Source organism: Variovorax sp. 350MFTsu5.1, assembly GCF_048302515.1.
Classification (GTDB): domain Bacteria; phylum Pseudomonadota; class Gammaproteobacteria; order Burkholderiales; family Burkholderiaceae_C; genus Variovorax; species Variovorax guangxiensis.
On record NZ_CP157620.1, the window covers coordinates 1,992,588 to 2,015,245 of the forward strand.

21 protein-coding genes are annotated in these 22,658 nt (G+C 68.9%); 6 read left to right on the plus strand and 15 right to left on the minus strand.

What is annotated here, in order from left to right; genetic code table 11:
• The first annotated feature begins 46 nt into the window (after positions 1-46).
• The 4 genes from ABL843_RS08805 (at position 47) to ABL843_RS08820 (ending at position 3,097) form a co-directional block, all read left to right on the plus strand.
• Positions 47-760 (plus strand): aspartate/glutamate racemase family protein, encoded by a 714-nt coding sequence (locus ABL843_RS08805; RefSeq protein WP_126022940.1) that lies wholly within the window; start codon positions 47-49, stop codon positions 758-760.
• Between the two features lie 102 nt (positions 761-862).
• Entirely contained in the window at positions 863-1,759 is an 897-nt protein-coding gene (locus ABL843_RS08810; protein ID WP_418119604.1) for a dienelactone hydrolase family protein, read from the plus strand.
• A 117-nt stretch (positions 1,760-1,876) separates the two neighbouring features.
• Complete coding sequence (locus tag ABL843_RS08815) at positions 1,877-2,776, plus strand: ZIP family metal transporter (RefSeq protein ID WP_126022847.1); 900 nt, start codon at positions 1,877-1,879, stop codon at positions 2,774-2,776.
• A gap of 117 nt (positions 2,777-2,893) precedes the next feature.
• Positions 2,894-3,097, plus strand: coding sequence for a hypothetical protein (locus ABL843_RS08820; RefSeq protein WP_126022848.1), 204 nt, complete (start codon positions 2,894-2,896; stop codon positions 3,095-3,097).
• A gap of 6 nt (positions 3,098-3,103) precedes the next feature.
• On the opposite strand, the gene ABL843_RS08825 is transcribed toward ABL843_RS08820, so the two are convergent.
• The 8 genes from ABL843_RS08825 to ABL843_RS08860 are packed head-to-tail and all read right to left on the minus strand — an operon-like array spanning position 3,104 to position 12,807.
• The gene (locus ABL843_RS08825; protein WP_418119605.1) at positions 3,104-4,564 is read right to left on the minus strand and encodes an N-acyl-D-amino-acid deacylase family protein; all 1,461 of its coding nucleotides are present in this window, start codon (positions 4,562-4,564) and stop codon (positions 3,104-3,106) included.
• A 16-nt stretch (positions 4,565-4,580) separates the two neighbouring features.
• The gene (locus ABL843_RS08830; protein ID WP_126022850.1) at positions 4,581-5,573 is read right to left on the minus strand and encodes an ABC transporter ATP-binding protein; all 993 of its coding nucleotides are present in this window, start codon (positions 5,571-5,573) and stop codon (positions 4,581-4,583) included.
• Positions 5,570-6,601, minus strand: a complete 1,032-nt coding sequence (locus tag ABL843_RS08835; RefSeq protein ID WP_126022851.1) for an ABC transporter ATP-binding protein — start codon at positions 6,599-6,601, stop codon at positions 5,570-5,572. The genes ABL843_RS08830 and ABL843_RS08835 overlap by 4 nt, the downstream gene beginning before the upstream one ends.
• A gap of 13 nt (positions 6,602-6,614) precedes the next feature.
• On the minus strand, positions 6,615-7,526 hold the full coding sequence (locus tag ABL843_RS08840; RefSeq protein WP_418120452.1) for an ABC transporter permease: 912 nt from the start codon (positions 7,524-7,526) through the stop codon (positions 6,615-6,617).
• A gap of 25 nt (positions 7,527-7,551) precedes the next feature.
• Entirely contained in the window at positions 7,552-8,487 is a 936-nt protein-coding gene (locus ABL843_RS08845) for an ABC transporter permease (RefSeq protein WP_007831166.1), read from the minus strand.
• A gap of 19 nt (positions 8,488-8,506) precedes the next feature.
• Entirely contained in the window at positions 8,507-10,099 is a 1,593-nt protein-coding gene (locus tag ABL843_RS08850; protein ID WP_418119607.1) for an ABC transporter substrate-binding protein, read from the minus strand.
• Between the two features lie 49 nt (positions 10,100-10,148).
• Positions 10,149-11,600, minus strand: coding sequence for a M81 family metallopeptidase (locus tag ABL843_RS08855; RefSeq protein WP_418119608.1), 1,452 nt, complete (start codon positions 11,598-11,600; stop codon positions 10,149-10,151).
• Positions 11,601-11,649: 49 nt separating this feature from the next.
• A complete protein-coding gene (locus ABL843_RS08860) occupies positions 11,650-12,807 on the minus strand; it encodes an NAD(P)/FAD-dependent oxidoreductase (protein WP_418119609.1) in 1,158 nt (385 codons plus the stop codon).
• A gap of 202 nt (positions 12,808-13,009) precedes the next feature.
• Here ABL843_RS08860 and ABL843_RS08865 point away from each other — a divergent pair, with 202 nt between their 5' ends.
• Both ABL843_RS08865 and ABL843_RS08870 read left to right on the plus strand, forming a co-directional pair.
• Positions 13,010-13,786: a helix-turn-helix domain-containing protein gene (locus ABL843_RS08865; protein WP_184635728.1), complete on the plus strand. Its 777-nt coding sequence runs from the start codon at positions 13,010-13,012 to the stop codon at positions 13,784-13,786.
• Positions 13,787-13,872: 86 nt separating this feature from the next.
• Positions 13,873-15,138, plus strand: a complete 1,266-nt coding sequence (locus ABL843_RS08870; RefSeq protein WP_418119611.1) for a glutamate carboxypeptidase — start codon at positions 13,873-13,875, stop codon at positions 15,136-15,138.
• 51 nt (positions 15,139-15,189) lie between these two features.
• On the opposite strand, the gene ABL843_RS08875 is transcribed toward ABL843_RS08870, so the two are convergent.
• From ABL843_RS08875 to ABL843_RS08905, 7 genes are all read right to left on the minus strand, one after another.
• Positions 15,190-17,232 carry a DUF3300 domain-containing protein gene (locus ABL843_RS08875; RefSeq protein ID WP_418119613.1) on the minus strand — a complete coding sequence of 681 codons (2,043 nt, stop codon included), beginning with the start codon at positions 17,230-17,232 and terminating at the stop codon, positions 15,190-15,192.
• A gap of 192 nt (positions 17,233-17,424) precedes the next feature.
• Positions 17,425-18,063, minus strand: coding sequence for a DUF3299 domain-containing protein (locus ABL843_RS08880; RefSeq protein ID WP_418119615.1), 639 nt, complete (start codon positions 18,061-18,063; stop codon positions 17,425-17,427).
• Positions 18,064-18,066: 3 nt separating this feature from the next.
• Positions 18,067-19,329 carry an ABC transporter permease gene (locus tag ABL843_RS08885; protein ID WP_126022861.1) on the minus strand — a complete coding sequence of 421 codons (1,263 nt, stop codon included), beginning with the start codon at positions 19,327-19,329 and terminating at the stop codon, positions 18,067-18,069.
• Entirely contained in the window at positions 19,326-20,075 is a 750-nt protein-coding gene (locus tag ABL843_RS08890; protein WP_418119616.1) for an ABC transporter ATP-binding protein, read from the minus strand. Before ABL843_RS08890 ends, ABL843_RS08885 begins: the two co-directional genes overlap by 4 nt.
• Before the next feature lie 4 nt (positions 20,076-20,079).
• Entirely contained in the window at positions 20,080-20,658 is a 579-nt protein-coding gene (locus ABL843_RS08895; RefSeq protein ID WP_126022863.1) for a DUF2796 domain-containing protein, read from the minus strand.
• The gene (locus ABL843_RS08900; protein WP_418119618.1) at positions 20,655-21,563 is read right to left on the minus strand and encodes a sulfurtransferase; all 909 of its coding nucleotides are present in this window, start codon (positions 21,561-21,563) and stop codon (positions 20,655-20,657) included. Before ABL843_RS08900 ends, ABL843_RS08895 begins: the two co-directional genes overlap by 4 nt.
• A 43-nt stretch (positions 21,564-21,606) precedes the next feature.
• Complete coding sequence (locus ABL843_RS08905; RefSeq protein WP_126022865.1) at positions 21,607-22,524, minus strand: DMT family transporter; 918 nt, start codon at positions 22,522-22,524, stop codon at positions 21,607-21,609.
• Positions 22,525-22,658: the final 134 nt, after the last annotated feature.

Sequence of the window (22,658 nt, forward strand, 5' to 3'; positions counted from 1 at the left end):
AGAAAAGGAAGTTGCAGTGACGCAGGTTGTCGGCATTCTTGGAGGCATGGGCCCGGCGGCGGGCGCCGACTTCGTGCGGCTTTTCGTGCAGGCCTGCACGCAGCAGATGCGTGCGCGCGGCGAGCCGGTGCGCGACCAGTCCTTTCCCGAGCACTGGCTCGCGCAGGTCCCGGTGCCCGACCGTACCGAGGCACTGGCTTCGGCCGGTCAGGGGGCGCACCAGCCGCTGGAGCCGATGCTGCAGGCGCTGGGCCGGCTGGCGGCGCTCGGCAGCCGCACGGTGGCCATCGCATGCAACACGGCACATGCCTGGCACGCCAACCTGCAGGAGCGCTTTCCGCAGGTGGAGCTGCTGCACATGGCGCGCGAGACGGCGCGCCACCTCGCGGCACAGGGTGCGACGGGCGTGGCGCTGATGGCCACCGAAGGCACCTACCGCATCCGCCTCTACGAGCAGGCGCTGGCCCAGGAGGGGCTGGAGTGCCATGTGCCGCTGCCCGAAGAGCGCGAGACCATCACGCGCGGCATCTTCGAAGGCGTGAAGGCCGGCAACATGCCGCTCGCCGAACAATGCTTTTCCGAAGTGGCGCTGAGGCTGGCCGAGCGCCATGGCCCCGTCACCATCATCATGGGCTGCACCGAGGTGCCGCTGGGCCTGCATGGCTCGGCCGCGGTGGCGGGGCTGGACCTGGTCGATCCGGCACAGGTGCTGGCGGCGGCGCTGGCCCGGCGGGCCTACGGGGCGCACCAACCCCAATGAAGTTCGGGGCATAGGGCCGCCGGCGGATTTCGCCTACATTGCGGCGTGCGTTTTTCCACAGCGCCACGCCCCTTGTCCGACGATTCAACCGGAGCCCAATCAATGCCTCTCGACGACAGCCGTTCCGACTTCGATTCGCTTCGCCCCGGCGACAGCACCGAGCAGGGCGCCACGCGCCGCACTGCCCTCAAGGCCGCCATCGGCGTCGGCTACGCAGCAGCGGTCATGCCGGTGATGGCGCAGTCCGCCATCAGCACCCCGGCCGACGGCCTGAAGGCAGGCCCCATCAAGTACGCCGTCGGCGACTTCGAGGTGCCCGCCTATGCGGCCGCGCCCGCCGGCAAGACCGGCCTGCCGGTGATCCTGGTGGTGCAGGAAATCTTCGGCGTGCACGAATACATCGCCGACACCTGCCGCCGCTTCGCCAAGCTGGGCTACCTGGCCATCGCGCCCGAGCTGTATGCCCGCCAGGGCGACCCGCGCGGCTACACCGACATTCCGAAGCTGCAGGCCGACATCGTCTCCAAGGTGCCCGACGCGCAGGTCATGGCTGATCTCGACGGCGCCCTGGCCTATGCCAAGGCCAACGGCGGCGACACCGGCAAGGCCGCCATCACCGGCTTTTGCTGGGGCGGCCGCATTGTGTGGCTCTATGCCGCTACCGGCAAGGTCAAGGCGGGCGTCGCCTGGTACGGCCGGCTGGTCGGCCAGGCCAGCGAGCTGACGCCGAGGCACCCCGTTGACGTCGCCGCCAGCCTGCAGGCGCCGGTGCTCGGCCTCTACGGCGGCAAAGACCAGGGCATCCCCCTTGACACGGTTGATAAGATGAAAGCAGCTCTGGCAACCGGAACCCCGGCGGCCAAGGCGTCGAGCTTCGTCGTGTATCCCGAAGCGGGTCACGCGTTCCATGCCGACTACCGCCCCAGCTATGTCAGGAGCGCGGCGGAAGATGGCTGGCAGCGTGCCACGGCCTGGTTCAAAGCCAACGGCGTAGCCTGAACGGCGCCCGTCAGCCAATCCCCGCCGAAGGCCGTCCTCGTGACGGCCTTTCTCTTTTTATGATCGGTATGCGGTCCCGGAAAAGTTCCGGCGGCCGTCTTTCTTGCGCAAGCAGCTATGAATTTGATAGTCATCATCGCGGCGACCCTGGTTGCCGGTATCGGAAGCGTGTGGGTCGCGGCTCTTCTGTTGAAAGTGGGCGTGCGCAGCGGTTCGGGCGGCGTGAACCCGCAGCACCTGCTGAGCCTGGCGGCCGGTGCGCTGCTCGCCACAGCCTTCATGCACCTGCTGCCCGAAGCCTTCGAAAGCCGCATCGAGCCCGGCTTGCTGTTCGGCGTGCTGCTGTTCGGGCTGGTGTTCTTCTTCCTGCTCGACAAGGCGGAGCTATGGCATCACGGGCACGAGCATCACCAGGGTGAAGAGAAGGGCGGAACGGACGGCCACGATCACCACGGACACGACCACGCCCACGGTCATTCCCACGGCCACGCCCACGGGCCCCGCACCGGCGGCTGGGCCGTGCTCACCGGCGACAGCGTGCACTGCTTCGGCGACGGCATCCTGATCGCCTCCGCCTTCACCGCCGACATCCGGCTGGGCCTGGTGGCCGCGCTGGCGGTGCTGGCGCACGAGATCCCGCACCACATCGGCGACCTCGTCGTACTGCGCCAGAGCTCGGCCAACCAGCGGGCTGCACTGGTGAAGGTGTCGCTCGCGGGCACCATGACCGCGCTGGGAGGTATCGCGGGCTGGTGGCTGGTCGACCAGCTGCACGGCCTGCTGCCGTACTTCCTGGTGCTGGCCGGCAGCAGCTTCGTCTACGTGGCGCTGGCCGACCTGATCCCGCAGCTGCAGAAGCGCCTGCCCGCGCGCCAGACGGCAGCGCAGATCCTGTGGCTGGTGGCGGGCATCGCGCTGGTCACGCTGGTCAGCCGCCTCGCGCACGGTGAGCATGGGCACGAACACGGCCATGACGACCCCGGCCACGGTGAGCATGGGCACGTGCACAAGGACTGATCTTCCTTCGGGCCGGCGCGAAACTTTCCGACACCGAAGCCTCGCGCCGGATGAACCGCAAGGGCCGAAACAGGCGCACCATAGGGGGCCTGTCAGAAACAAGCCGAGGAACAGATCATGAACGCCACCGCGCGATCCGCTTCGCCCTCCGAAGACGATGAAGACAACCTGCCCGCCGACGATTTCGAGGAGCCCGATGCCGACCTGGGCGACGATCTCTCGGAGGAGACGGGGATCGATCTTTCCGATGCGAGCGAACTCGACGCGGACAACGTACCGGCCGACGAGGAATTCGACCGGGTCATGAACGCGCCCGACTGAGCCCGCTCAGGCAGCCGCTTCGCGCCGCGTGATCACCTGCCCGTTGCGCGCCCCGCAGTGCGCCCCGTTGCGCCAAGTCAGGGCTCCGTTGACGATCACCGCATCGATGCCTTCGGCAGGCTGCATCGGCGATTCGTAGTTGGCCGTGTCGCGCACAGTCGCGGCGTCGAAGATCACCACATCGGCGTGGTGGCCCGGCTTCAGCGTGCCGCGCTCGTGCAGGCCGAAGTTGCGTGCGGTGAGCCCGGTCATCTTCCACACCGCCGTCTCCAGCGGGAACAGGCCCACATCGCGGCTGTAGTGCCCCAGAACGCGCGGGAAGGTGCCCCACAGGCGCGGATGCGGCTTGTCGCCCAGCGGGATGCCGTCGGAGCCGATCATGGTTTCGTCGAACGCGAGGATGCGCTGCACGTCGTCCTCGTCCATCATGAAGTAGATCGCGCTGCCGGGTTGCAGGCGCTTGGCCGCTTCCTCGCCCGACACGCCCCAATCGGCTGCGATGTCCTTCAGGTCGCGGCCCGCGCATTCGGGGTGCGGCACGCTCGAGGCGATGAGCACGCGGCCTTCCATCATCCCGCGGTCGGTGCGGATCATGGTGGAGCCGGCCGTGTAGGGGTAGCAGTCGAGCCCGATGCACTGGTGCTTCATCGCCTCCTGGATGAAGGGCAGCGTCACCTTCGTCTTGCCGAAGTTGCGCGTGTTCTGAACCTTGTGGTGCGACACCACCACCGGAATGCCCAGCGCGCGGCCGATGTGGAAGGTTTCCTCCAGCGACTCCATCACCCGGTCGCTCTCGTCGCGCATGTGGGTCACGTACAGCGCCTTGCGTGAAGTCAGCGGTCGGCCGACCTCGATGATCTCCTCGGTCGTCGCCTTCACCGCGGGCGGGTAGAAGGTGCCGGTCGACAGGCCGATGGCGCCGGCCTGCATCGCTTCCTCGACCATCGCCTGCATGGCCTTGATCTCGGTCTCGTTCGCGGGGCGGTCAAGGTCTGACATGGCGACCGCACGCAGCGTCGAATGGCCGACCATCGCTGCCACGTTCACCGACGACGGTGTCGCGCGCAGCGCATTGAGGTACGCGGCGAAGCTGGTGAAGCGGCCTTCGGCGGGCGAATCGAGCAGGCTCAGCGGCATGGGCAGGTCCATGTCCTCGCGCAGCGGCGCGGCGCTGATGCCGCAGTTGCCCGCCACCACCATGGTCACGCCCTGCGACACCTTGAACGGCATCTGCGCCTGCGACAGCACCGCCTGGTCGTCGTGCGTGTGCGAGTCGATGAAGCCGGGTGCCACGATGCGGCCGGTGGCGTCGATCGTCTGGTCCGCCGTGTGGCCCGCGAGCTTGCCGATGGCGACGATGCGGTCGCCGACGATGCCGACGTCGGCGTCGAAGCGCGGTGCCTTGGTGCCGTCGATCACGGTGCCGCCGCGGATCAGCAGTTCGTAGTGGGGGAGCTTGTCGGACACGGGATGAATCCTTTCTTCAGCGGAAATGGCAGGCGACCAGGTGGCTTCCGTTGGCGGACGAGGAGGGCCGCTCGCTCAACTCCGGCGCCTTCTCCTTGCACACGGCCTGCGCCATCGGGCAGCGGGTGTGGAAGCGGCAGCCCGAGGGCGGATTTGCCGGGCTCGGCGGATCGCCCTGCAGCAGCATGCGCCGCGCCGGCGTGCGCGGGTTGGGCACCGGCACGGCCGACAGGAGGATCTCGGTGTACGGATGCAGCGGTGCCGAGAACAGCGTGTCGCGGTCGGCGATTTCCACAATGTGGCCGAGGTACATCACGGCCACCCGGTGGCTGATGTGCCGCACCACCGCGAGGTCGTGCGCCACGAAGAGATACGCGATGCCGAACTCGGCCTGCAGGTCCATCAGCAGGTTGACCACCTGCGCCTGCACCGACACGTCTAGCGCCGACACCGGTTCGTCGCAGACGATGAGCTTGGGGTTCAATGCCAGCGCCCGCGCGATGCCAAGCCGCTGGCGCTGCCCGCCCGAGAACTCGTGCGGGAACTTCTTCGCTGCCTCGGGCCGCAGGCCCACGCGCGAGAACAGCCACTGCACGCGCTCGCGCCGCTCGGCCGCGGCGCCCATGCCGAAGTTCCGCAGCGGTTCCGCCACGATGTCGCCGGCCGTCAGCCGCGGGTTCAGCGAGGCATACGGGTCCTGGAAAATGATCTGCAGGTCGCGCCGGCGCATGCGCATGTCCTCGGGGGAGAGCGACAGCAGCTCCCGGCCTTCGAGCTGCACCGAACCCGAGCTCGGCTCGACCAGCCGCATCACCGACTTGGCAGTGGTCGTCTTGCCGCAGCCCGATTCGCCGACCAGCGACAGCGTCTCGCCGCGCGCGACGTCGAAGGAGACGCCGTCCACTGCCTGGATCGCCGGTCTGGCCGGCCGCAGCCAGCGCTTCGGGGTGGTGTAGTGCTTGCGCAGGTTGCGCACCTGCAGCAAGGGCGTCGCAGCGGTTGTCGTCATGCGGCGATCTCCTCGGCACCGGCCCAGTTTTCCTCGACGGCGAAGCAGGCGACGACGTGGTCGCCGCCTTGCTGCGCCAGCCTCGGCGTCTCGGCACGGCAGCGTTCGCGCGCGTGGCTGCAGCGTGCCGCGAAGGCGCAGCCGCGGCCCAGCTCGTGCGCGGCCGGCACCAGCCCCGGTATCTCGGTGAGCCGCGTGCTCGCGGTGTTCATCGCGGGCATCGAGGCCATCAGCGCGCGGGTGTAGGGGTGCAGCGGGCGGTCGAAGAGGTCGATCACGTCGGCTTCCTCCACCTTCTTGCCGGCGTACATGACGACCACGCGGTCGCAGCTCTCGGCGACCACGCCGAGGTCGTGCGTGATCATTACCACGCCCATGCCCAGCTCCTTCTGCAGCCGCTTGATGAGGTCGAGGATCTGCGCCTGGATGGTCACGTCCAGCGCGGTCGTCGGCTCGTCGGCGATCAGCACCTCGGGGTTGCAGGCCAGGGCCAGCGCGATCATCACGCGCTGGCGCATGCCGCCCGAGAGCTGGTGCGGGTATTCGTTCACGCGGCGCTCGGGCTCGGGGATCTGCACCACGCGCAGCATCTCGACCGCGCGCTTCATCGCGTCGGCGCGGCTGGCCTTCTGGTGCAGCTGCACCGTCTCCGCGATCTGACGGCCCACGGTGAGCACCGGGTTCAGCGATGTCATCGGCTCCTGGAAGATCATCGAGATGCGGTTGCCGCGGATCTGCCGCATCTCGCGCTCGCTCAGCCGCATCAGGTCGGTGCCGCGCAGGCGCACGGCGCCCGAGTGGCGGCCCGGCGGCGTGGGCACCAGCCGCAGGATCGACAGGGCGGTCACGCTCTTGCCGCAGCCCGACTCGCCGACCACGCCGAGCGTGCGGCCCGCGCGCACCGTGTAGGAAACGCCGTCGACCGAGCGCACCACGCCGCCGGGCGTGAGGAAGTGCGTGCGCAGGTCGTCGACTTCGAGCAGCGGCTCGCCTGGGGCCAGCGCTGCGTGGGACATGGCGATGGTCATGAGGCTGCCTCGCTCAGAGTTGGCGCGCCAGGCGTGGGTCCAGCGCGTCGCGCAGGCCGTCGCCCAGCAGGTTGATGGCCAGCACCGTGGCCGCCAGCAGCAGCCCCGGGTACAGGATGATGTGAAACGCCACGGCTACGAAGTTGCGGCCCTCGGCCATCATGTTCCCCCAGCTCGGCGTCTGCGAGGGCACGCCCACGCCGAGGAAGGAGAGCGCGGCCTCCGTCAGCACGGCGGCCGCGGCCACGAAGGTGGCCTGCACGATCAGCGGCGCCACGGTGTTCGGCAGCACGTGGCGCACCAGGATCACCGGAAGGCGCGTGCCCACCGCGTGCGCGGCCTCCACGAAGAGCTGTTCGCGCAGCGTGAGCGCCAGCGAGCGCACCAGCCGCACCACGCGCGGAATCTCCGGCACCGTGATGGCGATGATCACCGTCGTGAGGCTGGCGCGCGTGACCGCCATCAGCGCGATGGCCAGCAGGATGCCCGGGATGGCCATGAGCCCGTCCATCACGCGCATGATCGGTCCGTCCGCCCATCGCACGAAGCCCGCCACCAGCCCCAGCGCGACGCCGAAGAAGGTGGCCAGCAGCGCCACCGAGGCGCCCACGATCATCGACACCCGTCCGCCCCACACGGCTCGGCTGAACACGTCGCGGCCCAGCGCGTCGGTGCCGAACCAGTGCTCGGCCGAGGGCAGCTGCATGCGCGCGAGCGGGTCGATGTCCTGCGGGTCGTGCGTGGCGATCCAGGGCGCGGCAATGGAAAGCGCCGCCACCGCGATCAGCAGCAGCGCGCCGATGATCAGCGTCGGGTGCTTGCGCAGCCAGCGCAGGCGCGGCGGAACGAAGGGGGCCTCGACCGGCGGCGCGGCTGCCGGGGTGGCGGCTGTGGCAGACGTCGCGGGCACATCGATGTCGCTCATGGGAAGTACGGAGGACATGGGTGATTCAGTACTGGATGCGCGGATCGAAGAGCCGGTAGCTCAGGTCGATCAGCAGGTTGATCAGCACGTACACGCCCGCCGACAGCAGCAGCACGCTCTGGATCACCGGATAGTCGTGCCGCTGCACCGAGTCGATCACCAGCCGGCCCACGCCGGGAATGGCGAACACCGTCTCGGTGACCACCACGCCGCCGATCAGCAGCGCGATGCCCGCGCCCACGGTGGTGGCGATGGGGATGGCCGCGTTGCGCAGCGCATGGCCCAGCACCGGCAGCACGCCCAGGCCCTTGGCGCGGGCGGTGCGGATGTAGTCCTCGTGCAGCACTTCGAGCACAGTGGCACGCGTCATGCGCGTCACCAGCGCGATGTAGACCAGGGCGAGGTTCACGCAGGGCAGCACCAGCGAGCGCAGCCACTCGCCCGGGCCTTCGGCGAAGCGCACGTAGCCCTGCACCGGAAACCACGGCAGCTGGATCGCGAAGCTGTAGACCAGCAGGTAGCCCACCAGGAACACCGGCACCGAGAAGGCCAGCACCGCGAAGAGCATCACCAGCCGGTCGATCCAGCTGCCCGCGCGGTAGGCCGCGAGCGTGCCCAGCGGCACCGACACCACCAGCGTGATGAGCATGGTCAGCGCGGCGATCGACACCGTGGGCTCCAGCCGCTGGCCCAGCAGCTGCGTGACAGGCATCTGCGTGAAGATCGAGGTGCCCAGGTCGCCGGTGAACAGCTTGCCGATCCACAGCCCGAACTGCTGCCACAGCGGCAGGTTCAGGCCCAGCGCGGCACGCAGCTTCTCGATGTCTTCGGTGGTGGCGAGGTCGCCCGCGATGAGCGCGGCCGGGTCGCCCGGCGAGAGATGGATCAGCAGGAACACCACCACGGCCACCACCGCCATGACGGGCAGGGTCGCGATGAAGCGTCGAACGATGTAGCCCATGGCGGTGTCCCTCCGGCCCTTACTGCCTGTCGAGCGCCCAGACCGTCGGCATGCCGGACCAGAGCTTGTCCAGGCCCTTCAGGCTGGTGCGCGCGGCGAAGGCGGCCGAGTACTGGCCGGCGTTGATGTAGGGCACGGCCTCGTAGGCGCGGGCCTGGAAGGCGTCGAGCAGCTCCTTGCGCTTGGCGGGCACCGTCTCCTTCAGCCAGGCGGTGCGCAGGTCGTCCAGTTGCTTGTCGCATGGCCAGCCGGGCAGGGTGTTGCCGCAGGCCGCGCTCAGGTAGGCGTTGCTGATGGGCGAGTTGGCATCGAATTCGCCGGCCACGGTGACGTACATGTTCCAGCCGCCCGCGTCGGGTGCGTCGCGCTTGGCGCGGTGCGCGCCGATGGAGGCCCAGTCCATGGTCTGGGCGTCGACGTTCAGGCCGATGCTCTTCATCGTCTGCGCGGCCATCAGCGCCTCTGCGTTCAGGTAGGGCACGTCGCTGGGCACCAGCAGCACCACCTTCTCGCCCTTGTAGCCGGCGTCGGCGAGCATCTTCTTGGCCTTTGCGACGTCGGCCTTGCGGTAGGGCTCGGCGCCGGCCGCGGTGTCGTTGGGGCTGCCGCAGATGAAGTAGGTGGCGCAGTAGGCCATGCGCATGTCGAGCGGGAAGCCCATGGCCGCCATGAAGCGCTCCTGGCTCACGGCCTGCAGCAGCGCCTGGCGCACCTTCGGGTTGTTGAAGGGCGGATGCAGCTGGTTCATCACCAGGAAGCCCTGGTAGGCGCCGCCGGAGCCGATCTTCACGCCCGTGTCGGTGCGCAGCGGCGCGATGTAGTCGGGCGGCAGCTGCTCGATGATGTCGACCTCGCCGCGCTTGAGGGCGGCCACTGCGCTGTTGGCGTCGGGCAGGTAGAGCCACTCGACGCGGTCGAAGTTGCTCTTCTTGCTGCCGGCCAGGCCGCTGGGCGGCTCACTGCGCGCCACGTAGTTGGGGTTGCGCACGAACACCGCCTTGTTGCCCGGCACCCATTCGTCGCGCTTGAAGATGTAGGGGCCCGAGCCCAGCACTTCGGTCAGCGGCGCGGTGGCGGGCATCTTCGCCAGCCGCTCGGGCAGCACCACCGGCGGAAAGCCCGAGGGCTTGGCCAGCGCGTCGAGCACCATGCCGAAGGGCTCGGCGAGCGTGAGCGTGAAGCTGCGCGCGTCGGTGGCCTTCCATTCGGCGCCGCTGGCCGTCATGGCGCGGCCCAGGCTGTCGCGCGCGGCCCAGCGCTGCAGCGACGCGACCGCGTCGGCCGAGGTGACGGCGCTGCCGTCGGAGAACTTGAGGTTGGGGCGCAGCGTGAAGCTCCACTGCTTGCCGTCCTTCGAGGCGGTGTACTTCTCCACCATCTGCGGCTGCGGCTTGCCGCTCGCGTCCTGCGCGAAGAGCGTGTCGTACACCATGTAGCCGAAGTTGCGCGAGATGTAGGCGGTGGTGAAGGTCGGGTCGAGGATCTTCAGGTCGGCATGCGCCACCACCTTCAGCGTCTTGGGCTGCGGCGTCTGGGCATGCGCGGGAAGGCTCGCCGCGAAGGCGGTGGAAAGGGCCAGGGCGGCGAGAGCGCCAAGCGTCCGTCGTTTCATCGTCGGTTCTCCGGTGAGGGCAGGCAGCAGGAAAAAAGGAAGGAAAGGCTCAGGCCGCGACGCCGATCGGCCACTTCGGCAGACGGGCCTTGCGATACGGCAGCGTGTTCAGGTCGAGCGTGACGGCGCCCGGCGCGCCCGCGTAGATGACGTGCTTCGCCACCTTGGAATACGACGCGTAGAAATGCTGGGAGGACTTCACGACGATGATCTTCTTCGCAGCGAGGTCGCAACCGAGCTGCGTGAACAGGTCGGTGCCCATCGCCTGGTTGCGCAGCGTGATCAGCACGATCTCGATGCCGTTGGCCTCGACGAGCGCGCTGTCGCCCATCAGCGTGGGCGTGCCGGCCAGGCCGGTCATCACCAGGTCGTGCTTCAGAGCCTTCACGGTGCATTCGAGGTCGAGCGGGTCGCCGGAAAGCGGGCTGATCTTGCCGCCGATGCGCATCGGCAGCTTCGCACCCGCGCCCGCGTCGAAGGCGATGCGCACCGCGATCGGGTCCCACAGCGGGCCCAGTGCCGCGTTGGCAATGCCGCGCTCCACCATGCGGCGCAGGATGAAGGTGGAGTCGCTGGCCGCGCCGCCGCCGGGGTTGTCGGCGCCGTCGGAGATCACCACCGGGCCGCCGTCGAAGGCCAGGGCCTCGTCGAGCGATGCGTCGATGCCGGGGTAGTTCACGGTGAGGCCGTCGCGCATGGCGATGACCTCGTCGGCGAGCTGGCGCGCCAGCATGTCGGCCTTCGCCTTGTCGCCGTCGGTGTAGACCAGCACCTTGGTGCCCATCTCGGGCACGTCGCCCCACGAGAAGCCGTGCGTGAGCGAGATCGAGAGCACGCCCTCCTTGCCTTCGAGCGACTGCATGCGCTCGACGAAGCCGCGCGCCGGCTGGCGCGAGGTGTGCACCGTGACGATCATGTCGCAGTCGACCACCGCGGGCACCGGCCGCACCTTGCCCTCGACCGTGGCGGCGCAGATGTCGACCAGCTCCAGGCCGCGTTCGAGCACGTCGGTGTGCGGATACTCCTTGAAGGAGATCATCACGTTCGCGTTGGAGATCATCTCCGGCGTGAGGTGGTTGTGCGGATCGAGCTCCGCGCCGATCACCACGTCGGGACCGACGATCTGCCGCACGCGCGCCAGCAGGTCGCCCTCGCAGTCGTCGTAGCCGTCGGCCACCATCGCGCCGTGCAGGCCGAGCAGCACCATGTCGACCGGCAGCACCGCGCGCAGGTCGTTCAGCAGTTCGTCGCGCAGCGTCTCGTAGGCGTGGCGCGTGGTGGTGCCGCTGGGCTGCGCGCCGGCCACCATGCCCTCGAACAGGGTCCAGCCCTTGTCGGCGCCGCGCATGCGCGCGGCCCACAGCGGGCCCGAGAACAGCGTCATCGCCTCGGGGTGCTTGCCGGCGGGGAAGTAGCCACGATCCTTGAAGGAGGCGAGGCCCGTCGGCATCGGGCCGAAGGTGTTGGTTTCGGTGGCAAGGGAAGCACTGAAGACGCGCATGGTCGGACCTCGTGGGGTGGTTCTGTTGTGTTGTTGGAGCAGGCCGGGCTCAGCCCGCGGCCGTGCGCAGCCGCTGCGGGCCCAGCATTTCCGCCGTGAGCCCGAAGGAGGCGATGCGCTCGGGCAGCGGCAGTCCGCGCGCCAGCGCGGCGCAGGCTTCGCCCATGGCGGCCGATGTCTGGATGCCGTAGCCGCCTTGCGCCGCTACCCAGAAGAAGCCGGGCACGCCGGGCTCGAAGCCGCCGACCAGGTCGCCGTCGGCCACGAAGGAACGCAGGCCGGCCCACGTGCGCGTGGGGCGGCGGATGGAGAGCGTGGTCGCTTCCTCGATGCGGTGCATGGCGATGGCGATGTCCATCTCCTCGGGCTGCACGTCCTGCGGCTCGACCGGGTCTGCGTTGGCCGGCGAGCCCAGCAGCATGCCGGCGTCGGGCTTGATGTACCAGCCTTCGTCGGCGCCGAACACCATGGGCCAGTGCGCCACGCTCTGGCCCTCGGGCGGCGCGAAGATGAATGCCGAGCGGCGACGCGGCTCGATGCCAAGCGGCGGCACACCGGCCATTTGGGCGATGGTGTCGACCCATGCGCCGGCCGCGTTGAGCACCACGGACGCTTCGTAGATTGCGCCGCCGGCTTCCACGCGCCAGCGATCGCCCTTGCGCTCGATGGCCGTCACGCCTGCATCGCACACCAGCTTGCCGCCCGCGCGACGCATGCCGCGCAGGTAGCCCTGGTGGATGGCGTGCACGTCCATGTCGGATGCATCGGGCTCGTAGACGGCGCCCTGCACCTGCTCGGGGCGCAAGGCCGGCACCATCTCGCACGCCTCTTCGCCGCTCAGGCGCGAGGCGCCGGTGTTCATGTCGCGCAGCACCTGCCAGTGGGCTTCGAGCTCGGCCATGTGCTCGGCGCCGGCGACCATCATCGCGCCGCGCGGCGTGAGCAGCGGGTGCTCGCTGAAGCCTTCGGGCGGATGCTCGAGGAAGGCCCGGCTCGCCATGGTGAGGGCGCGCACCTGCGCGGTGCCGTAGCTCTCCATGAAGAGGGCGGCGGAGCGGCCGGTGGAGTGGTAGCCCGGCTGCGATTCGCGCTCGAGAAGGATCACGCTTGCGTGCGGGGCGAGCCAGTGGGCCACCGAGGCCCCGGCGATGCCGCCGCCGATCACGAGGAAGTCAGCCACGACGGGCTCTGCAGTGCTGGAAGTCATCGGCCAAAAGTGTAGGAAGAAATTTGCGGATACGCAAATTGATTCAGGGGTGCCAAGGGGAAACCATGATGCACCGTGCTGGTGAAATTTGCGTTCGCGCAATTTGCGTATACGCAACTTCCGGGCCCGGGTCACGCGGGTCGGCATGGATGGCGCCCCTCTCGGCTGGCAGAATCTGCGGCACCACAAGAGAAAGCCAAGCGTGAATCCACACACAGGGACCAAGACGGGAACGAAGCCCAGGGACGAGCCGCCCACGCTGGACCGCGCCACCTTCGGCAACCGCCTGCGCGCCGCGCGCAAGCGCTTCGGCTGGACGCTGGCGCAGCTGGCCGAGCGCTCGGGCGTGTCGATCACCACCATCTCGCGCGCCGAACGCGGCCAGCTCGCGCTGGGCTACGAGAACTTCACCGCGCTGGGCCGTGCGCTCGACATGGACATGAACGCCATGTTCGCGGGCGCCGGCGTCAAGCCCGCGCAGCTCGACGGGCCGGTGGTCACGCGTGCGGGCAAGGGCGTGGTCTACAAGGGGCTTTCCATCGCCTACGAGTTCCTCGGTACCACCGCGGCGGGCAAGCAGATGAGCCCCATCGTCGGCACGGTGCACGCGCGCAAGATCCACGGTCCGGAAGACTTCGTGCGGCATGGCGGCGAGGAGTTCGCCTATGTGCTCTCCGGCGAGATCGAGGTGCACTTCGACAACGGCGAGGTGGTGCGCATGGCGAAGGGCGATTCGCTCTACTTCGACAGCCGCCTGGGCCACGCGTACATCAGCGTGAGCCGGCAGCTCGCGCGCATCGTCGGCATGACGATCGGTGAGAGCGGGCACATGCAGTCGGCCCGGGAGGGAGAGGGGCGCGCCATGCCGGCACCGGTCGCCCACAAGAGCGAGAGGTCCGTTGCGTCGGCGTTGCCCGTGAAGGCGTCGAGGGGGCAGTCGAAGTCCGCTCGGAAAGCCGCAGCAACAAGGGGCGCATAGCCGCCCTGGGCCGTGTCTCCGATTTGCTCGCCGCGCGAGGCCGCATGGCTATGCTGTGCGCCGTCATCCACTCCAGAGAAAAGACCATGACCTCGCGTCCGCCTTCATTCCCGCTTCGCTCCATGGCCCTGGCCTGCGGCCTCGTGCTCGGCGCCGCTGCCGCCCACGCCGCGCCCGACGCGAAGCTGCTCGCCGCCGCCGAGAAGGCGCAGCCCGCGGTGATCGACAACCTCAAGGAGATGGTGTTGATCGAATCGGGCAGCCTCAACGTCGACGGCCTGCTCAAGATGGCCGACGTGGTGGAAGGGCGCCTGAAGGCGGCCGGCTTCAAGACCGAGCGCCGCAAGGCCACGGCCGGCGCGGGCGCCGACATCGTGATCGGCACGCTCAAGGGCACGGGCAAGCGCAAGATCATGCTGCAGGGCCACATGGACACGGTGTACGCGCCGGGCATCCTCGGCAGCCAGCCCTACAAGGTCGACGGCAACCGCATCTACGGTCCCGGCATCGCCGACGACAAGGGCGGCCTCGCGGTCATGCTGGCCTCGCTGAAAATCCTGGCCGATGCCGGCTGGCGCGACTACGACACGCTCACCGTGCTCATGAACCCCGACGAGGAAGTAGGCTCGCTCGGCTCCGGCGAGCTGATCGCGACCATGGCCGACCAGCACGACACGGTGCTGTCCTTCGAGCCGACGGTGGCGAAGTCGGTGGTCAAGGGCGAGTCGCTGCTGCTCGGCGCGGCCGGCATCGCCACCGCCACGCTCGAGGTGAAGGGCCGCGCGTCGCATGCGGGCGCGGCGCCCGAACTGGGCCGCAATGCGCTGTACGAGCTCTCGTACCAGATGCTGCAGACCAAGGACCTCGCCAAGGACATTCCCGGCGCCACGCTCAACTGGACCGTGGCACGCGCCACCGGCCCGCTCAACCAGATCACCGAAAAAGCGCAGGCGCAGGGCGACATCCGCATCACGCAGCCCGGCGCCGAGAAGAAGCTCGCCGAGGCGCTGCAGGCGAAGATCGCGTCGGGCAAGCTGATTCCCGACACCGAGACCACGGTGAAGGTGGAAGTGGGCCGCCCGGCCTTCATCGCGGGCGACAAGGGCCGCGCGCTGGCCGAGAAGGCACAGGCCATCTACAAGGAAATCGACCGCGACCTCGCGCTGACGCCCATGACCGGCGGCGGCACCGACGCGGGCTACGCGGGCCGCTCGGGCAAGGCCACGGTGATGGAGAGCTTCGGCCTCGCTGGCTTCGGCTACCACGCACGCGACGAGTACATCGAAGCCGACTCGATCGTGCCGCGCCTGTACCTCGTCACGCGCCTGCTGACCGAGATCGGCAAGAACTGAGGCTGCGGATAGGCGCCACCGCGACGGTGCAGTCGAGGCGGCGCGGGCGCGCTACTGCTGCTGTTGTCTCGGGTCGCCGGGGCGGTGCTGCTGGTGTTGCTGTTGCTGCTGGCGTGCCGCGGCAGCGGCCGCCATGCGTTGCTGCTGTTGTTGCTGGGCCTGCTGCTGTTGCTGGTGCGCCATCTGTTGAGCCTGCTGCTGGGCCCTGGCCTGTTGCTGCTGCATCTGCTGCTGGCGCTGTTGCTGCATGGCCTGCATCTGCTGTTGTTGCTGTTGCATGCGCGCGGCCTGCTGCTGGGCCTGCTGCTGCGCCTGTTGTTGCGCCTGTTGTTGCCGGCGCATCTGCTCCTGCTGCGCTGCCTGTTGTTGCTGCTGGCGAGCCTGGTTCTGTGCCTGCTGTTGCTGCACTGCCTGCTGGCGCTGGATCTGCTCCTGTTGCCGCTGCGCCTGTTGTTGCGCGCGCGCCTGTTGATCGGCCTGCTGCTGACGGCGCATCTGCTCCTGCTGACTCTGCTGGTTGCGTGATTGTTCGAGCTGGGCCTGCTGTTGGCGCCGTTGCTCCTGCGCGGCCTGTTGCTGCTGGCGTTGCTGCGCGAGCTGTGCCTGTTGTTGGGCTTGCTGTTGCTGCTGTTGAGGCTGCATCAGGCCTCGCGCCTGGCGAGCCTGCTGGTCGCGCGCCTGCTGCTGGGCCTGTTGCTGCGCCTGTTGTTGCCGGCGCGTCTGCTCCTGCTGCTGCGCCTGCTGTTGCTGCTGGCGGGCCTGGTTCTGTGCCTGCTGTTGCTGCATGGCCTGCTGGCGCCGGACTTGCTCCTGTTGCCGCTGCTGGGCTTGCTGTTGCGCACGAGCCTGTTGTTGCTGCTGTTGGGTGAGCGCGGCCTGCTGCTGGAGGCGTTGTTGCTGCTGTTGCTGTGCCTGCTGTTGCTGCTGCTGGGCGAAGAGGGCCCGCTGCTGTTGCTGCTGCAGTTGCTGCGCGGCCCCCGGGCCCGCTGCGAAATTGGGCGGCGCTCCCGGAGGCAGCGCGCCTCGCGGTCCGGCATTGTTGTTGTAGACATTGACGTTGCGCACGTTGTTGACCACCGTGGTCGAGCGCGAGACGTAGGTGCTGTTGTTGTAGACCACGGCGGGCCGCGCGAAGGCCGGCTGAGGGGCGGGGCCCCGGTCGCGCCAGCGCGGTGCGCCCCAGTTCATGTTCCACGAGTGCCAGCCCCAGTTGTGGCGCTCGAGCGCGGCACCCACGATCACGCCCGTGCCGAAGGCGAGCGCGCCGGCGGCCAGCACCTGGCCGCTGCTGTAGCCCGGCGACACCACCTGGACCGGCGGTGCGTAGGCATAGCCCGGATACACCGGCTGCGGCGCACCGTAGATCACCTCCGGATCGTAGGCGGGAACGTACACCACATCAGGCTGCACGGGCTCGATGGTGATGAACTCCTGCGGCGGCTCGATCACCGCGGGGCCCGCATACACGGGCTGCACGTCGGGCGCGGGCGCATAGTTCGGCGGCGGCGCGGCTGTGACCACGCGCATCTTGTCGTTGTTCTTGAGGCGGCCGGCCTTCGCCGCGCGCTGGCGCATGACCTGGATCGCGTTCATCACGTCGGCCGGGTCGTTGTAGTAGGCCTGCCCGAGCGCCTGGGTCCAAGGGATGTTGCCGGCCATCTGGTCGATGACGGGGCGGAACGCGGTGAGCGACTTCACGCTCGGGTCCCAGGGCTGCTGGTTGGCCGCATCGGCCAGCGGGCCTGCCTTGAGATTGCGGTTCTGCGCGAGCCAATCGTGCGCCGCTGTGATCTGGTCGGGGTAGGTGGCGCCGGCCAGGATCTGCGCGACCAGCTTGTCGGGATACAGCGCGATGGGGGCGACCATCTGGTAGAGCTGCTCGGCGCTGGGCGGCGTGTAGGCGGCCTGAACAGGAGCGGCCGTAGGCGGCTGCGTCTGCGGCACGGACGGAGGCGGGATGCCGGTCGCCGGGTCCTGTGCCGAAACAGCGGCAGCGGGCGTGCTCGGGGACTTGTCGCAGCCTGCGAGGACGAGGGCGCCGATGCACAGCGAGATCGTCAACAGCCGCGGGGCGGCGGAGAGATTTTTTGTCATCTGGAGTTCCATGAGGACGCCGGCGTCGTGCCCGGAACTTCTTCAACGGTGCCCGGCTGCAGGCGATGACAGAGCCTGCGCCGTGGATGCAACGGTCTGTGTCGGCTCCCTGCCGTCAAGCCTGTCGGCGCAGAACCACACGGCCCGGAGGCCATCGCCTCCGGTGCCCGATGGCGGCAGCAGCCGCCGGCCTTACTTGGAGCCGCCGGTGTACTTGGTGACGGTGGCCGCGCTCACGTGATAGCCGCTCACGCCCATCATCGAATCGTTGCGCAGGGTCTGCAGCTTGCCGGTGACCCACACGGTGTCCATCGCGCGGAACTTGGCACCCTTCTGCGGCACCACGTGCAGGATCTGGTTGGCCGGCGGCGGCGGCGTGTGGATGCAGGCGCCGAAGTAGGGCACCAGCAGGAACTCGGTGACTTCGCCCTTGGCTTCCTCGAGCGGCACGATGAAGCCGGGGATCTTGATCTCGGTGCCGTTCATCGCGGGGTTGGTCGGTGCGTTGTTCGACACCTCCTGCATCTTCATGAGCAGCTCGTTGGCGCGCGGGTCGCCGTCGTCGAGCGCGCTCAGGTCCATGCCCTTGAACTCCTTGGCCGGGTCCCAGTCCTTGGGCACCAGCTCTTCCCAGGTGATCTGGCGCGGCTGGCCTGGCGTGGCCTTGGCCGGCGTCGCGGGGGTGGCCTTGCCGCCCAGCGGATTGGTGGCGGTGGTGTCCTTGGGGGCGGGCTCCGCGGCCCATGCGGCGGCCGCGAGGCCGGCACCGGCGATCAGCATTGAAAGCCGCATGAAAGCTTTGCCGGTGGAGGTCGCGTGTGTGAAAGGCATGGTTCAAATCCTCGGCGAGAGGCCGTCTGCAAGGGAGAGTCGATAGGCACGGATGCCGGGCAGCAGGCTCGCCAGCCATCCGGCGACGAGCAGGCTCGCCATCAGCAGCCATTCGTTCAGTGTAGGTTCGGAAAGGCTCAGTGTCAGCCCGAACTGCGACTGCAGCCATGGCGAGAGCAGGGCGATGCCCAGCACCGCCATCACGAGGCCCAGCGCGACGCCCAGCACGGTGACCATCGCGCCTTCGAGCGCGAGCAGGGCCAGCACATGCCGCAGGCCCGCGCCCACGGCACGCAGCACCGCGAGCTCGCGGCGCCGCTCGTTGAGGCCCGCCATCACCACCGACACCAGCCCCGCGAGGCTCACCAGCGCCACCAGCGCAGACATCAGCAGCAGCGCGTTCTCGCCGATGCCGATCACGCTCCACAGCTCGTCGAGCGCCACGCCGGGCAGGATGGCCATCAGCGGCTCGCCGGTGTAGGTCGAGATCCAGCGCTGCACGCCGAACACGGCCGCGCGGTTCTTCAGGCCCACCAGCACGGCCGTCACGTTCTTGGGTGTGAGGTCGAACTTGCGCACCTGCTCCGGCGAAATGTGCACGCCCGGCATCGGCGCGCCGCCCACCCATTCGAGGTGGATGGCCTCCATGGCCGCGAGACCGATGTGCACCGTGCGGTCGACCGGCGTGCCGGTGCGCGCGAGCACGCCGACCACGGTGAAGGGCTTGTCCGCATGCTCGGCCACGTTGAGCTCGCCGCTGCCGTGCGCGAGCGTGATCTTCTGGCCCACGTGGTAGCCGAGCTTGTCGGCCACCTCGGCGCCCACCACCGCGTCGAACAGCTCGCTGAAGGGCTTGCCTTCGCGCAGCTTCAGCGTCTGCCTGTCGCCGTAGCGGAAGTGCGTGAAGTAGTCGGTGGAGGTGGCCAGCACCGCGAAGCCGCGATGCGAATCGCCAAGCGACAGCGGCACTACCCAGTCGACGCCCGGATGCGCCGAAAGCGCCTGCACGCTCTTCCACGAGATGTTGTTGGTGGCCGCGCCGATGCGGAACACCGAGTACAGCAGCAGCTGCGTGGAGCCGGTGCGCGCGCCGACGATCAGGTCGGTGCCCGAGACCGAGGACGCGAAGTTCTCGCGCAGTTCGGTGCGGATGCGTTCCACGCCCAGCAGCAGGAATGTGGAGAGCGCAATGGAGAACACCGTCAGCGCGAGCGTGAAGCGCCGGTTCCAGGCGCTGCGCCATGCAATGGAGAAGAGAGCCTTCATGCATCCACCGCCATCGCGCTGGTCGCCGCGCGGTTGATCTCGGGCAGCAGCACATGCCGCGCGAAGCGCTGCGCGATGCGCTGGTCGTGGCTCACGAACACGAGCGCGCTGTGGTGCTCGGCGCAGGCCGTCAGCAGCACGTCGAGAAAGGCTTCGCGCCGGTCCTCGTCGAGCGCGGAGGTGGGCTCGTCGGCGATCACCACCTCGGGCTGGCCGATGAGCGCGCGCGCCGCGGCCACGCGCTGCTGCTGGCCCACGGAGAGCTGCAGCGCCTGGCGGCCCCACAGGTTGCGGTCCAGGCCCATCTGGTCGAGCAGGTGCTCGGCTTCGCCACGCGAGCTGCCGTTGCGCGATGCATTGGCCTCGCGCCGCTGCGAGAAGCGGCAGGGCAGCAGCACGTTGTCGATCACGCTCAGGTAAGGCAGAAGATTGAACTGCTGGAAGATGTAGCCCACGTGCGCCACGCGGCTGCGGTCGCGCTGTGTGCCCGAGAGCTTCGACCAGTCGTGGCCCAGCAGCGTGACGCGGCCTTCGTCGGCCACCAGCACGCCGGCCAGCAGCGAAAGCAGCGTGCTCTTGCCGCAGCCGCTCGGCCCATGCAGGAACACCGACTCACCTGCCGTGATGCGAAAGGCCTCGATATCGATGCAGGGCGCCTTGCCGGCTGGCCATGTGAAGCGCAGCGCCTCGGCCGCGAGCACGACGCGCAGGGCCGAGGAGGCCTGCGCCGAAGGGAGGTCGCTCACGGCGTCACTTGCCCCAGCTCAGGCGTGCGGGCTGGGCCGCCTGCGCGCCGGCGGGGCGCTTGAGCTGGCGCTTGAACTGGCCCTGCGCGGTGGCGATCTGCGAGTCGATCTGGCGCAGGCCCTTGAAGGCGCCGAACAGGTTCAGGTCGATGAACTTCGCGGCGGCCGCGTTGGTGCAGTTGAAGGAGAAGGTGGCGTCGAGGTCGGCGTGGCCGACGGGCTCGTTGGGGTCGGGGTTGCCGAGACCCAGTGCGCCGGAACGCAGGTCGACCGGGCCCAGCTTGCAGTTGGCGGCGGGGTCGACGATGAAGAGCTTGTCGGCCGCGCGCAGCTGGGCGACGGCGTCTTCGACGATCTTCTTCTCGGCATCGGTCTTGGGTGCGCGCTCGAAGCCCACGATGTTGTCGAGCGGGGATTCCATGTCGATCACCACCGTGGGGCCGTCGACGGCCACGTCGAGCTTGAGCTGGCCGTGCACGTGGGCGTGCTGCTGCTGGGCCTGGGCGGTGAGGAACGGTGCTGCCGCGAGGAGCGCGGCTGCGATTGCGAGACCGGTGGTGCGTCGGAGTCGGATGTGCTTCATGGTTCAGCGCCTTGCCGGGTCGGCAGCCCCGGCGTGTTGCTCCATTCGCTCCAGCTGCCGGCATAGAGCGCGGTCGTCCCGAATCCCGCGATCTGCATGGCGAGCAGGTTTGGCACGGCGCTCACGCCGCTGCCGCACTGGTGGACGACTGTCGCCGCATCACGTCCCGCGAGCAGCGCTTCGAACTCGGCACGCAATTGCGATGCCGGCTTGAACTTGCCGTCGGGACCGATGTTGTCGGCGAAAGGCCGGTTCAGGGCCCCGGGGATGTGACCGGCGATCGGGTCCAGAGGTTCCACCTCGCCGCGGTAACGCGCACCGGCGCGTGCGTCGATCAGGTTCTGGTCAGGCTGGCCGAGCCGGCGCAACACTGTTTCGGTGGTCACGAGCTTCGCGATGGACTCGCCCGCGACGAAGTTCGACTGGAAGCGCGCGGGTTCCTCGCGGCCGGTGACCTCGCCGCCGGCGGCCTGCCAGGCCTGCAGTCCGCCGTCGAGCACGGCCACCGCGTCGTGGCCCATCCACTTGAGCATCCACCACAGGCGGCCGCAGTAGTTGGCGCCGTTGCGGTCGTACACCACGGCCTGCATGTCGTTGGCGAAGCCGATGCTGGAGAGCCACGCCGCGAACTTCTCGCGGCTGGGCAGCGGGTGGCGTCCGCCCGATGCGGGCACGCCGTCCTCCTGCGCCACGACGACTTCGCCATGCGCGCCGGGGGCGCCGTGCTTGGCGCTGAGGTCGGTGTCGAGGTTGGCGTAGAGAGCGCCCGGAATGTGTGCAGTCGCGTACTGCTGCGCGCCGGCTTCGGGCTTCATCAGGTCGAAGCTGCAGTCGAACACCATGAAAGGCTTGCCGCTGGCCTGCAGCTGCTGCAGCTGTTCGGCGGAGATGAGGGTGTCGTACATGGCGCTTGCTCCTTGGGGAATCTGGAAATGCACGCTGCCTGCTTCAGTGTTCCTCGGCCGGGGCCTTGGGCACGGCCCGTTGTCGCAACACGGTTGCAGCAATGCCGCTCGCGATGATAAGGGCCATGCCCGCCCAGCCGGCCGCGTCGATCCGGTCATCGAACAGCACGACGCCGTAGAACGCGGCGAACACGATGCCCGAATACTGCAGGTTCGCAACCACCAGCGTGCCGGCCTGTGTCTTGGCGGTGGCGTAGGCGCGCGTCATGCACAGCTGGCCGAGCGCGGCGAGCAGGCCGATGGGCAGCAGCCACAGCGCATGCTCCCACGTCCAGGAAGTGCCGCCCGAAAAACCGGTGAACGTGGTGGCGATGGCGCCGGCCACGGCCGAGCCGACCGCGAAGTAGAAGACGGTACGCAGTTCGGGCTCGCCGATGCGCGACAGCGCCACCACCTGCATGTAGGCGAAGGCGGCCGTCAGCCCCGACAGCAGTCCCAGCAGGCCCGCGAAACCCTCGTTGCCGTTCACGCTGGGCTTGAGCATGAGCACCACGCCGACGAAGCCCGCGAGCACCGTCATCGCCAGCGCGCCCTGCAGCGGCGGGCGCTCCACGCGGCCGTCGCGACCGGGCACGGGCACCCAGGCCAGCAGCGCGCCGCCGACCAGGAAGGCCGCGACCCACACGCTGCTCATGTAGTTGAGCGTGACGGCGGTGGCCAGCGGCATGTGGGCGATGGCATAGAACCACGCACCCAGCGACACCACGCCGATGGTGCTGCGCCAGGCATGCATGCCGGGGTAGCGCGTGGCCAGCGACACGCCGCGGTTGCGGGCCAGCAGCCAGAGGAAGACGATGCCGATCAGGCCGCGGCCGAGCACCATCTCGCCGCTGTTGAACCACGCCGAGGCGACTTTCACGACCACGCTCATCGTGGCGAACAAAAAGGCCCCCAGCACCATCCACAGCGCTTGCACTATTGACTCTCCCCCAGGCTTCGCGCACTTCGTGTCGCTTCTCCTACCCCCTCACCGGGGGCAACACCAACGGCCCGGCAAAGCCGGTTCCGTGGTGTTCCTGGAACACCCGTCGATGC